Genomic DNA, 12,988 nt, shown 5'->3' with positions numbered 1-12,988 from the left:
TATTTTTCGCCCGTTTCCGGGCATTTTTGTTACTTGTTAACGGGCGTATACCCGTGATAGAGACAGCCGTAATCCGGTATAGCGTTCAATTGTAGCGTGCAGTTCATTCGCCTCCAACTGCTCAATAATCACTTCGGATACAGTCGCCCTGGACTCCGTCACGAAAGTGATTCGATACAGGTCTTCGCCGATGTCGTAACAGACACTAATTTGGTTAACTGTCGAGTTGGCAATTCGCCACCGGAGTTCATTCGTCGCATTGTTAAACGTCATCTGTTTGGCTCCCATCATGAAGAAGGCCATGCCGCCGATCTGTTCGCGCAGGGTTTGTAGGTAGTGATTCATCACCGTTGCCATGGTCAGCCAATTGGGTTTGAGTACGATTGATAGAGTTGAAAAAGCGTGACTTCAATGGCCTTGCCCATCAGCCAAATGGCCACGTCGGGGGAGCACATATGGGCGGGATTTTCTAGATCGGTTTCGGCGACGCTGTGCCAGATCGGCAAATCATCGTCGGGATTACTGAAGTCGAAACCCGCTTGTAGGGCAGTTAAAATAAGGTCGCGGTTTATCCGGCTGTCGATGGCTAACCGGATGCGGGCGGGGCTGCTGAAGCAATGCATAGGGACGGTAGTAGTCAGCGGGTTATGGTTTGTTTCGCGCTGAATACTTACCTAAAAATACAATCTCGATTATTAATATAAAGCTCTGGCTATCAATACATTAACCTTCTAAAATCCACTTGATCATACACTACATATTAGCTTATAACCCCTTGATTATTTCTGACAATGGGGCATAAAAAAACCCGCTTGTCAGCGGGTACATCAATCGCAGCAGCGTGTTATTTCGTCACCTGATCAACCTTCGCTTCTTCATCCAGTTCCGCATTTGCGGCCTGCTGTTTCTCAAGCCAGGCCCGTTTATAGACGGCATAGCAAAGGCTGAATACCTGTTCGGGCGGCAGCTCCAGGAACATGGCCAGTTCGTCAACTTCGTTGATACTGATGTTCCGCAGGTTGTTGAGTTTGGTCTTGTACCAGTTGTTGTACGACATCTTCATCACCTCGGCAATCTTGCCTTGCTTGATGCCGCGGAACTCGAATAAGCCGTGAATGTCTTCGTAGAGGAGTTGGGGTTTCTTGTCCATAGTTGTGGGATAGTGGCGTACTCAGCTTACCCGTATATGTAGATTCGGGTAAGTGGTCGCGATAGTCCGCACAAATAAATGACTATTTCAACGTATCTCTACTCCCTATGAATCGTTTTTTATTTAATTTTTTAACTATTTTCTTTTATTATGAAACCGTATTCCTGTAACAGAGTACGAAATCCGGTACTGTAGTACAACTTTCCAGCTTTTACATTTTGTAGCATTGCCCTCAGCTCGTCGACGGTGTCCGTAGCGGTACAGTAACCCGCCAAGTCGGCATTGAACGTATGGATGACCTTACCCAAGTCAGGCCGATCAAAGTAGATTACGGGAATAAACCAACTGTGCTTCTCCCGAAGTAGGCGAATGCTGATGATGTCTTCGTGGGAAAGCACACTACTATCACAGACCAAGACAACCCGCTTTCGGCAAGAGAATCGTTTCGACAACACCTCCTGCCGGAACGCCTTCCAATCGTTAACACATTGAAAGTTGGCAGGCACTGTATCCAGACTATGCCCGTCGATGCCCTGAAGTTGTTCAATAGCCACTTGCTGAATTGTTGTGCCAAGCAGCCAAAAATCAGTTGTTTGAGTTGAAAAAATCGTACACATACGGTGGTGAAGACAATCCATTTTATGCCTCGGCAGTAGCCAATAGCTGGGTTATCCATCAAAAAAAGGGGCAGAATTAGGCAATTCAAACCCCTTTTCGGTCAACCTAACCGGGTGTTCGACTAATCGGTGAACGGGCGTTCCTGTTCGGTGAACTACGCGTCGACGGGTAAGTGCTTCGGCTGTTTTCTCGCTGTTTCAGCGGCATACCGTCGGGCCAGAAAATGATACACGACGCCCTCACTGAACCGCTGGCCATTGGTAAAGAATCGGTTAAACAGCATGTGCAGCAACGCTATGATACGATCAGCCTGCGATGGGCCTTCTGAGGGGTGTCTGGCCATTATTTCTCGCAATTGGGCAATCAATCGATACGTGTCAGCGGACAACTCCGCTAAGGTATCAACTGAGCTAATTTCGAGTGAAGAGAGCCGACCAAACCAGGCACGGTACTGCTCGTTGAGTTGTTTGCGCAGACTCACGTTGGCCCCGTTCTCCGTCAGGAACCGCTCCTGAAGGCTGGTCATTAACTTATCTTTTTCGTCCAGAGACAGGCCAAACGCATCGAGCAGTTGATTTCCTCGTTGGCAGGCAACCCACCATTGTTGATCTTCATCAAACTCATCCCGGATGGCCACCCAGTTCAGGTTCCACTCGCTATCCTGCCAAAAAAGTTGTTCGCACAAGTCGATAGTCCGGGCACCGTATCGCTCCAGCTCGCGCTCGTAGGTATCAACCTGCACACGCTGCACCCGGCTTGCGTCAACCCAGGGATTTAGCTCGGTCATAAGCCAATTAAGCAGCGCTGCGTTGTCTTTTGGCGGGCACCGCAATCGAAGCCTGAGATGCGGCTTAGGATCGTGATAGCGGATGAAGAACCAGCACGTTACCAGACGCTGCGCTACGGCATGATGGACAAATGGCTTGACAACATGGCTCAACAACTCATCGGCTGTTTGCTCACCTGCATATACCTTGACGTACAACCATTCACTGCCGGGTAAGAACGTTCGCTGCACAGCCAGATCAGCCATGAGTCGAAACGGCGACTGCCGGGTTGGTAGGGGAGGGGCACTACTGGTAAATGGAATGACTAGTTCGCTGGTGTAGCGTTGTCCGTCACACGTTAGCCAGCAAGATGAGGGCGTGGCCAGCCACTCAACAATTCGTACCTGTTCACGTTTCGCCAGTTCAGCATACAATAGCTGCTGACATATAGTTATGTCAAGATCAAGGAGCAATTCATTATCCGCCTCGACGAGTGCCACGTACCTGGGCAGCGACGTCGCCTGTGTCAACGCTGCCATCATCGAAGCGGCCGACGGCCACTTTTGCTTGTTGATCGTCCACTGAGCACGAGCCAGGATAATCCGTTTATGTGTTACCCGTGGCAGAGCGGGTTGATCAGCTAACGTACCCCACGACCAGCGTAACGACAGCGATTCGTCCTGATGGTTTAAATCACTCAGAAAGCGGTAAATATCATCGGAGCCGTGATAATTATGGGCGGTGGTATTCCTGGGTAACACCTGCCTATCGTGTTTCTTCGACCACAGTTCTACCGTCTTCCCATCAGGCACCCGCACCCAGAGATCAGAAAGTGGCAACGTATGGGCGTCATCAACGGAAGAAGGTGTCAGGTAAGGAATCTCGAACGCCCGGAGTGTGGGACGAGCAACGACGTTACCAATTCGCCCGGCAGGCAGATGAACCAGTTCGGCCAGTAGCCTATTCGGCTGCTGACCCGCTTCCCAATCCACAACACGTTGCACCTCACTGGTCAGCGAATTGCTGGAACCACAAAAACGCGCCATTAACGAAACGCCCGATGGGCCACTGGCACTCTTCAACAGAAATTGGTAATCCCCTTTGTCAATGGCCTCTGCATCAGTTCCATACAACTCACCTAACGCCGACCAGCTTCGGGAAAGTGATGTCGCCGGTGCCGTAACGGCTGCGGCAGCCAGATCGCCATCCGTAATGATCTGCGGCTGATCAGTTTGCAGGAAGTTCGTTAGCAGCTTTAACCGAAGTGGATCGAGCCGGTCGCCGGTTGCTGAAGTGGGGCGACGTACCTGAGCCATCAGTTGCTGTAGGAGGGACGATTGCCCTGCTCCACCCTGCGCCGACCTAGGTCCGTAACCAATGCCTGATTCATGATCTAACGCCACCAGCAGGGGTTGAGCCTGTCCACCAAATCGGGCATAGTACCGCTCGGCAAACGTTCGTAAATCCGTTGGCTGGCCAGTAAACCGAAGCGGCATTAATTGAGTAAGCTGCTGACCGATCTGCGAAACAACTCGTTCACTAACCGTGATGGCATCACTGGAACGAACCATATCGGTTTGCAACACGTCGCCCGGTGGGCAGGCGTCCCCCAGCATCCGGCGCATTCGCTCCGCAGTCTGCTCTCGCTCGGCCACAGGTAGACTTGACTTGTTAATAATAGCATGAAGTCCTTTCAGTTGCCGAGCAATGGCGGCGGCTGTCGGCACCGGCCGCAATTGGGTTAACAGGCGATCCATTGGCAGTTCACCCGTAACGCCCGGCTCCAGTTCGCTAATCAACAGATGCGCGTTGATCAGCTCATCGACGTACTCGGTAGCTTCCTCCGTCGATTGTCTGAACTGCTGTTTTATCAGCTTGATCAACTGTTCGCCCGTTGCGCCCTCAGATTCTTTTTGAGCATAGGCCAACACAGTATCAAGCAGCGTATCCTGCTCAACAGAATTGATGAAAAAGCTCCGCTGGCCATTGAGAATGGTGTAATCAGAGTACCGATACTGATTGCCCAGTTGATACAGGCTATTGTTGGGTCTATACCTGAGTTGGTACCGGATTGTAGGCTGCTGTTCGATGATGTTGATCAACGTAGTCAGCCAACCCATATCAGGGCGTGTAGCTTCGTCCACTTCATTAGTTGACCCATCGCCACAGGTATGCTCCGTTAGTTTGACCGTGCTGACACCTGCAAACAATCCGAATGGTGTACTGCGGCTACTCATCCGAATTATGTATCGCCAAAGTGCCAGTCGTGCGGTTAGCGGCGGTATGGCGATCACACCATCTCGCCAATCCTGCCAGATCCGGTACAGAGCAGGGGAGGCGACATAAAGGGCTTTTTCGACCACTGGTGACGTCAATTGCTGAAACAGCACGTCAGTTTCCGACCTATCAGCCTCTTGCCACTGGGTAATTAAGCAGTCAATAGGTAGTAATGGTGAGCGTAGCAGGGCAAATGAATGATGCCGGGGCGAGGTACTCATCGGTAATCTTTCTTATGAAAAAGGCCGTCAGCGTGGAAGTTGACGGCCTTTTGTTAGGGTTAGATTGTGAAGATGATCGTTAGATCAATCGTGGTTGGGTAGTTGATTGGCTGGGTGCTTGTCTGCGGCATCCGTGAGCCAATTGCTTTTGTTTTCAGGCGGCTTGCTTTGTTAGCAGTCATGTGAGTTAGAAGGTAAAATGAAACAGATGTATTAAAAAACAGGTACTCGCTTCGTTAAAGACCATTGCGGATCAAGCTGCCAACCACACCCCGGTACGTCGGTCCTACCCGGATGGTGTGGCCGTTTTGCATTTCGATTCGCTGACCATTTGTTTCCAAGATCTTGGCCGTGTTCACAATGAATGACCGATTGACCCGGATGAACATGGGGGCTGGCAGTAGCTTCTCCAGCGCTGATACCCGCTGATGGCTGACCACGACCTGCCCCGGTAATTGAATTTTGACGTAGTCGCTCATCGCCTCAATCAGGATAATGTCCTGACAGACGATGTTGATCAGCTTATTACCGTCTTTGATAGACAGTTGCCCGGTTGGACTCAACACCTGCGTAGCCAACGGTAGGGTAGGGGAGACCCCTTCTGCCGCCTGGATACGCTCCTGCACTTTAGTCACGGCCCGCACAAACCGGCTAAACGTGACTGGTTTTAGCAGGAAATCGACTACGTTATTTTCAAAGCCTTCAAAGGCAAACTCCTGATACCCCGAGATCACAATAACCCAGGGTGCTTTGCCCGGCAAGCTGCTTAATAGCTCATACCCGTTCATACGAGGCAGGTTGATGTCCAGTAGCAGCAAATCAGGTCTTAACTCCTGGTATAATTCAATAGCTTGCAGCGCGTTACTGGCTACTCCAACTACTTCCAGGGCTGGCAATTGGGCAATATGATCAAGTAATAAGTCCTGAGCCAATGGCTCGTCGTCAATGAGTAAGCATCGTAATGGCGTTACCATGATGATAAATCGACTCTCCTTTCGGTTTAAGTGGAATAGACAACCTGACGCCGAACTGGTCAGGCTGTTCTGAAATCGTGAGTGAATAATCGGTGGGTGGATAGAGTAAGGCTAATCGACGCCTGACATTGGCCAATCCGATACCACCGTCAGTTTGTTGTCCGGGCACAGTATCACTCTTGTTGTTAGTTACCGTCAAGGTTAGCCTGCTCTGAATGGTTAAGTCAGTTTCGATAGCAATCTGTACCCAACCACCTTCATAGACCGTGTGGAGGCCGTGTTTGAATGCGTTTTCGATAAACGTTACCAGCAGCAATGGCGGAACCAGCCAATTTTCCATAGCCTCGACAACATCAGGCAATTGACAATCAATCACACCGGGTTGTGTGTGCCGAATCTGCTCCATACAGATATAGCCGCGAATGAATTCTAACTCATCGGTCAGCGGGACAAAATCCTGTCCGGTACGGTACAACGTGTAGCGCATTAGGGTCGATAAGTTAGCCAGCGTATCAGCCGCCCGGTTATCTTTCCGGGTGATCAATGCGTAGATATTGTTGAAGGCGTTGAGCAGAAAGTGCGGATTGATCTGCTGGCGCAGGAAAATCAATTCCTTGGTTACGTGCTCTTTCTCCAAAGCCAAATGATCTATCTCCAGGCGCCGACGTTCTTTTTCGGCAGCCAGTTGCGCCTGACTGCGGACGTAGCCGTCACGAACTGCTTTAATCAACAAAGGCGTGGTCACGTAGGAAATGAATTGCCCATAAATGAAGAACAGGATCGATGGGTCAACCAAATACTTGTACCACGGGGCCTTAAGGAACAGTTCAACCCGTCGAGACAGGTAGATGGGTAATGAGCTAAAATGGGTATTTACATATGTCAACAGGGCGTAGGTGTTCACACACGAAAACACGTAGTACATGACCAAAGCACCGGTTATCAGCAGAGCGCGATCCCAGGCGGAACGTGGTCGGTACCAAATGTTGGGTATGACTATATACCCCAACACGAAGAATGACAGTAACGTGGTTAAGCAATGATGCCCGCTCACGAGATACAGTAGGTGCTTATTGGGCTTATCCTGCAACGCCCGCACAAATTGAGTGTGCGTTACGGCGGAACTGATACCCCAATAGAGCAAGTGGCAGGCTACTCGCTGCCAGGTTATGGGGCGTTTGAAGAGCATAGTGGTATTGTTGTCGTTCGGAAAACGAAGACAAATTGCCATGCGGGAAAGGTTAATAGATCTGCTTACGCCTTGGTCTTCTGTATAGTTACGTACAGCGTGGCCTCTGTACTAATCTCCATGCTCTTACGTCCAGGTGAGGCAGTGGCCCGAAGGAAAATTCGATTGACAGAGGCATTCCTGTCTGCCTTGGCCTGCGAAAACACGCTCCAGGTGTGGCCTGGCCCCGCTACCCATTCTGACGACCCCTCCATGCCTTCAGTCGGGAAAGCCCGCTCTAGATCAAGATGGTGACTGATGTACCTATAGCCTGGCGGGATAGGTACGCTTTTTTCTACGATGACCGTCGGGCGGTTGTCTTTATTCTCGGCCTTGATAGATGCAGTGAAGGTCGAATCTGAATACGTACCTGGTGAGATTGGCTGAGTTACAAGGTTACTGTTTCCGTTGATACTCAGGTACGTTATGGCACTGGCAGCGGCAAGTGCTCCAAAGATTGGATGAAGCATTACTTAGTTACGGTTGATTTTAAGTCTATTTACTTGACAAATTTAACAGAGTAGCGCGCTATAATATCTAAGATTATTAAAAAAATTATCTTTTTTTATATCTTATTGAGTATCAATATATTGCAAAGTAGGATTAGTTCAGTCAAATAGGGTTGGATTACGAACCACCTTCTCTAATTCTGGTTGCGCCTGAGCACTCTCTTCAAAGGCAACAAGCTCATCTTTAGGCTTTACCCGGGCATACAACTGCTGTTTCCCGGTCTGACTGGTCAGGGTAAAATTGTTTAGGAAATTTTCAATCTCTTTGTGCTGGTGCGGATGTTCTCGGTTGATCTCATACACGTCGATGAAGATGATGTTATATCGTTGCTGTGTAATCACGCCTCGCCCATCGCGTTGCGGATTCAGCAAATGTTCCTGCCCATTCTTATATTCTTGCTCCTGGTCTTGTGCGCGATATTTATAGTTAAGCGTTAGGTATTGATAGTCACGCTGGTAGTTAGAGACCGCCATGTCATAACCATCCAGGTTATTTAGCACCTGCTCCCAGTTATGAACCTCTTCCTGCATGCGTCCGATATGGCCCTTCGCATCTGACAAAGCCATGCCCGACAGATTGTCTGTCTTGTCGATCAGGATCTCCCGCTTCACGATCAACTCATTAATGTAGGCGTTAATGCGCGTCAGCTTATCCTCCCTGGTGAGGTCATCATTTTTCAGCACCCAATACCGATGTTTTTTGAAAAAGGTGAGCCGAGCAGCAGGCCGATTGTAGTTCACCAGCTTGATACTTCGGCAGTCAAAGTCAACGTAGTCGGCAAACAGCGACTGATTCCGACTGTCCACAAAATAGATGACACCGGTTCCGTTCCAGTCGCCTTCAATATCCCAATCGTTGCGATCAGCATGTAGTTTGTCGACAACGTTCATTAACAGGGTCAATCCACGAAGCTTTATCGCGTATTCTTCCGGCGTATAACTCTTGCGTTTCCGTGATTCCTTTTCCATTCGTGTAATTTTTAGTAGGGGCGGTGCAATTTCGTTTAAGTTTCCTTCTAAAGGAAACTTAGTTTTTACACAATACTAAATTTCGCTGATTTTTTTGACAATTCCTTGATCTGCGCGAATGCACAACCCTCGATGCCCATTGTCAAAAAACAAAAATTGTATTTTCAAATTGTATTGAGATTGACAATAGTAGCTGTGGATAGTATGTTGTAACAGGCTAACTGTCAGTCTTTAGCAATGTGGATAACTAGTTTATTGGCAATGGATTAGAGTAGTTAGGCAAGGATTTAGAGTAATTAGGCAATGAAAAAGAGTTAACAACCGGTGCAAAAAGCAATAGATTAGAGTACCAAAGGCAAGCAATTAGAGTAGATAAGGCAATAGATCAGAGTAGACCGGCAATAATACAGAGTAGATGAGGCTCCGGCACCGATCATGGTGTACGGGAATATTTGTGAGGCAATAAATTATCGGTCAAAATGTTTAAATTTTTAAAGTATTCTCCAGAATCTAAGTCTTTGTAATTCAGTAAGTTAGCTTTTTTAGGCAAGGATCTAAAGTCAATACCGACTGATTTGATCTTTGGTAGCTGGCAAGCCTTATGCGTAATCTCTTGCCTTTGAGCATATTAACTGTTTATTTAGGCATATGAATGATGAGATCGTAATCCGCGAACCGCTCACGCTGCTGTTAGGGCGTTCCGAATTTTCCTTGCATGAGCGCCGGTTATACTGGACCATTCTTAAAGCACTAAAGGGTGAGCAGACTTTTGATGTCAAGTCCTATCGGGTTGAAGATAAACAGTTCAGGATACATTACTCCGATGTGTTTGTCGGTGAAAACTCACACGCTCAAACCAACGTAATCCTCAAGATCTTAGATAAGGCCACGTCGCGGAAGATCAAAATTTTTGACCAGGATAGAGGCAAGTATACGTTCATTGTCCCCATCCCATATATCCATTACGAGGCGAATAAGGGCTACTTCGACATTGTAGTCAACTCGATGGTGTTACCCTATTTCATCGATTTAAGCAAAGGCTATTCACAATACGAACTAAATGCAGCGGTGTCGCTCAGCAGCGAATACTCGCAAGTGTTATTTCCCCGGATGACTCGCTTTATTGACACAGGTTTGTGGCGGGTGGAGCTTACTGAGCTTCGGGAATTGATGAACGCGCAGAAATACCTCCGGTATTCAAATTTCAAACAGATGGTACTGTCGAATGCCATTGCCGAAATAAACCGCAAGACCTACTTGGATATCAAGCTGGTAGAGCAGAAGGAGGGAAGGGCTGTGAAGTGGATCAACTTCATTATAAAGCGGAAAGGAAAACCAAATCCCAAAGCAGCCAATTATGCGTTGGTTAATCAGGACTTGCAGAAAGCCAGCGAGTTATCGGTGACCGAAAAGCAATCAAAGGCAACTGAGTACCTATATAATTATCAATTTACTGATAGTCAGAAGAAGACCATTCTGGCCAATGAGCAGTATTTGAACGAGTTCCTGCGGCTTGATAGCATGGTTACACATGGAGCCGTCACGGTAGCCACAACGCCTACCCGGTACATTGCCGGCATTCTTTTCAAGGACATAGCGGGACCAAAACCAAAGAAGGGTAAGAGTCAGACTGATCCAGGCATCTTTACAAAGTAATCTCGCTCTGTCTGCTTTTTGATATAAAACTGGGTTGTCTCAAACAGCTCATGCCGCAAGTGCCGCTGCACCCACACAGGTTCGACCCCTTTGTCGATCAGTAGCTGGCCAGCCGTGTGGCGGAGGCTATGTGCTGACATACCTTTCCGTTTCAACTCCAGCGCAGTAAGGTATTTATCCACCCGGTAGCGGATCTGTGCTGTCTTCAACTCTGGAAAGAGCAATAGTGACGAAGCAGGATTCAACGGAAGCACCTGACCCGATTGTAAATAGTGGTGCAACACCTCGGCGCAAGAGTCAAACAGCTTGATGGATTTTTTAGTGTGCTTCCCTTTCCCCCGAACGTGCAGCAATTTTTTGGTTAGGTCAACATCACCAACCGTCAGGCGCGTCACTTCGACGGTCCGCAATCCTTCCAGTGCTAGCAACGCGATGATAGCTTTGTCAGCAATGCGCTCGATGCTGCCAAGCAGCTTATCACGTTCCTCTTCGTCGAGGCTGTCCTTGTAAAAACCGCGCTCAATGGTTAATCCCCGAATAGCAGCCACATCACGCAGGTCGTCGGCTTGCTTCTCGGTGAGCACCAAGCGCGCCCGGTGCTTGATAACCCACTCGGTAAGCTGTTTGATCGTAGACAGGTAGAAATTGACCGTGAAGGCTGATAGCCCACGCAGATGTAAATCATTCACGTATTGGCCGACGGTCTGTGAACAAAACGTGGCCAATCGTCCTTCTTCGTATTCCTGCGCCAGATATGTAAAGTAGGCGTTTAGTGCCTGGGTGTAATTCTCTTTTGATTTATCGCCGCGTAGATGCGTTGCCTCGGCCAGATAACCCAAGATTAGCTCGTTCGCGGCTGGCGAAGTCCGCTTTCGTTTGGGCGGGTCAGGCACCACCGTGGGGCAACCCTGCATCTGATAAAACAGGATAAATTTCTTCACCGGTGAAATCTGGTTGCCCGATTTACCACTCGCATACAACTTCAGGCTGCTGACATCAAGTGGCACTTTATGCTCCAGGCAATACAACACAAATTGCCGCGCTAGCCGGGGGTAGTTGCCCGGTTTGCCGAGCCATACGGTGAACTGGTTGATTAGTTGGCCTACAGTCACTCGCCCAACGCCCAACGGTTCGACGGCCGTTGCTGTTGACACACGCCGAGAGATGGAGGTAACTTTTGCCATAAGATATAGATACGTTACGCTTTTGAGCCCTTAATCCGTTTTCCCGGAGTCGGCTTCGCCACGTCGGCAACGGTAGCCGTTTGCGTATCATCAGCCTGCTTTTGGATCAAGTTCATTATCAGCGATTTAAACGAATCGAATTCACTACGAAACGATGTTTCAATATCTAATTTACGCTGTGTATCCGTCAAGGCCTCAGTCAGACTTTTTAGTTCGCCTTGTAAGGTGGCGACCTGCTCTGTGCGTTGGGCAAGATCCGTTTGACGGGATTCAATCTCAGCTTCTATCTGTTGCTGATAGTTCGCCATTTTCTCTACAGTCTGTCTGGCCTCATCACGGTCCGCTTCGGTGCGCTGGAGCATATTCACCAGCTGGTCTAGCTGGGTTTGTTTTTCGTTGAGGAGCGTCTGGGCGTTACCATTCTCATTGGTCAGGTCATGCACCAACTTACCCACCATCAGACCCAATTCTTTATACGAGTACGTGTGGATCGCCTGGGATGTACTGAACCGGGCCTGTGCCAGGGCCTGCTCATCATCATCCAGGACGATGAGTTGCAGATTGTTCAGTTCGGGATAGTCACGCACCTTTAACTTGCCCGCTGACACGAGTTGCGAAATTCGGCTCTCGCTGATGGTCTCGCCTTTTGTCTTTTGCAAGAAATCTACGTATTCCTTGCGCGTCAGTTCTTTCGATTTGTCAATGGTGAGTATCATCTTTGATCCAAAAATTTCAGGAAAGGAAGATAATTAAACTGATATTTACAAAATATTAAAGTTTAATTTCAACATTAAATTTTAGTTTAGATATTAAAGTTTAATCAAGTATAATCTGTAGCGTATGATTACTTATGAACTTGGTCAGCCTTATCCACACAAGGCGTATTATCCGAAACGCGAGGAGATACGGGCTGTCATGGACCATTCATTCTTCCATATCGTGTACTACTGCACGCAGCCGGAGGCCGATGGGCCGAACTGGCAAAAAGGGCCACTGAGTTATGGAGTACATGTGAGCGAGGACATACCCTGCTTTCTGGTTCATCTCACCGGCATTGGCCTGGCCTTTGAAGTGACCCTGAATGTGCACACGCTGGGCAATGACCTGGTAGATGGCTGGCTAAACAGTGACCGAACATTGGTGCCGATGCTGCTCATGGATGCGCAGACGAATGTAATTCGGGCTATGCGGATGTTGTCGATCAAGCCCGGTGTAGCCGCAGCCCTACGTGATTGCCTTGAACGGCAGGATGCCCGCTACGCTGACGTGGCAGCCGTAGATCAGGCAACGGACGATGTACTAAACAGCGTGAACACCCGACAGCTTTTGCGGTCAACAACGATGTACCGAGCTTCATAGGCTACTTAGTACACTGATTATGACTGCTCTCGCCCGACATGGTCGATGAATTGTTGAAGTAGGTCTTGGGGTTGTG

14 protein-coding genes are annotated in these 12,988 nt (G+C 48.7%); 2 read left to right on the top strand and 12 right to left on the bottom strand.

Annotation, left to right across the window (positions count from 1 at the left end; translation table 11 throughout):
• Window positions 1-36 precede the first annotated feature (36 nt).
• From J2I48_RS12840 to J2I48_RS12800, 10 genes are all read right to left on the bottom strand, one after another.
• The gene (locus J2I48_RS12840; protein WP_229376203.1) at window positions 37-357 is read right to left on the bottom strand and encodes a hypothetical protein; all 321 of its coding nucleotides are present in this window, start codon (window positions 355-357) and stop codon (window positions 37-39) included.
• A 2-nt stretch (window positions 358-359) separates the two neighbouring features.
• Window positions 360-623, bottom strand: a complete 264-nt coding sequence (locus tag J2I48_RS12835) for a hypothetical protein (protein ID WP_207335858.1) — start codon at window positions 621-623, stop codon at window positions 360-362.
• A 221-nt stretch (window positions 624-844) separates the two neighbouring features.
• A complete protein-coding gene (locus J2I48_RS12830) occupies window positions 845-1,150 on the bottom strand; it encodes a hypothetical protein (RefSeq protein WP_207335857.1) in 306 nt (101 codons plus the stop codon).
• Window positions 1,151-1,281: 131 nt separating this feature from the next.
• Complete coding sequence (locus J2I48_RS12825) at window positions 1,282-1,767, bottom strand: hypothetical protein (protein ID WP_207335856.1); 486 nt, start codon at window positions 1,765-1,767, stop codon at window positions 1,282-1,284.
• Window positions 1,768-1,922: 155 nt separating this feature from the next.
• Entirely contained in the window at window positions 1,923-5,033 is a 3,111-nt protein-coding gene (locus tag J2I48_RS12820; protein ID WP_207335855.1) for a lantibiotic dehydratase, read from the bottom strand.
• A gap of 59 nt (window positions 5,034-5,092) precedes the next feature.
• A complete protein-coding gene (locus J2I48_RS28465) occupies window positions 5,093-5,215 on the bottom strand; it encodes a hypothetical protein (protein WP_262899089.1) in 123 nt (40 codons plus the stop codon).
• A 54-nt stretch (window positions 5,216-5,269) separates the two neighbouring features.
• Window positions 5,270-6,007 (bottom strand): LytR/AlgR family response regulator transcription factor, encoded by a 738-nt coding sequence (locus tag J2I48_RS12815; RefSeq protein WP_207335854.1) that lies wholly within the window; start codon window positions 6,005-6,007, stop codon window positions 5,270-5,272.
• Window positions 5,976-7,196: a sensor histidine kinase gene (locus tag J2I48_RS12810; protein WP_207335853.1), complete on the bottom strand. Its 1,221-nt coding sequence runs from the start codon at window positions 7,194-7,196 to the stop codon at window positions 5,976-5,978. Before J2I48_RS12810 ends, J2I48_RS12815 begins: the two co-directional genes overlap by 32 nt.
• A gap of 65 nt (window positions 7,197-7,261) precedes the next feature.
• Window positions 7,262-7,705 carry a hypothetical protein gene (locus J2I48_RS12805; RefSeq protein WP_207335852.1) on the bottom strand — a complete coding sequence of 148 codons (444 nt, stop codon included), beginning with the start codon at window positions 7,703-7,705 and terminating at the stop codon, window positions 7,262-7,264.
• 138 nt (window positions 7,706-7,843) lie between these two features.
• Window positions 7,844-8,713: a hypothetical protein gene (locus J2I48_RS12800; RefSeq protein WP_207335851.1), complete on the bottom strand. Its 870-nt coding sequence runs from the start codon at window positions 8,711-8,713 to the stop codon at window positions 7,844-7,846.
• A gap of 648 nt (window positions 8,714-9,361) precedes the next feature.
• Here J2I48_RS12800 and J2I48_RS12795 point away from each other — a divergent pair.
• The gene (locus tag J2I48_RS12795; RefSeq protein WP_207335850.1) at window positions 9,362-10,369 is read left to right on the top strand and encodes a replication initiation protein; all 1,008 of its coding nucleotides are present in this window, start codon (window positions 9,362-9,364) and stop codon (window positions 10,367-10,369) included.
• Here J2I48_RS12795 and J2I48_RS12790 read toward each other — a convergent pair.
• Entirely contained in the window at window positions 10,339-11,553 is a 1,215-nt protein-coding gene (locus J2I48_RS12790) for a tyrosine-type recombinase/integrase (protein WP_207335849.1), read from the bottom strand. The genes J2I48_RS12795 and J2I48_RS12790 overlap by 31 nt on opposite strands.
• A gap of 14 nt (window positions 11,554-11,567) precedes the next feature.
• Entirely contained in the window at window positions 11,568-12,269 is a 702-nt protein-coding gene (locus J2I48_RS12785; protein WP_207335848.1) for a hypothetical protein, read from the bottom strand.
• Between the two features lie 124 nt (window positions 12,270-12,393).
• Here J2I48_RS12785 and J2I48_RS12780 point away from each other — a divergent pair, with 124 nt between their 5' ends.
• On the top strand, window positions 12,394-12,912 hold the full coding sequence (locus tag J2I48_RS12780; protein ID WP_207335847.1) for a hypothetical protein: 519 nt from the start codon (window positions 12,394-12,396) through the stop codon (window positions 12,910-12,912).
• Window positions 12,913-12,988: the final 76 nt, after the last annotated feature.

This window comes from Fibrella aquatilis (genome assembly GCF_017353255.1).
In the GTDB taxonomy this organism is placed as follows: Bacteria; Bacteroidota; Bacteroidia; order Cytophagales; family Spirosomataceae; genus Fibrella; species Fibrella aquatilis.
The sequence above is the reverse complement of the archived record's forward strand: the minus strand, read 5'-3'. Positions and strand labels throughout refer to the sequence as shown.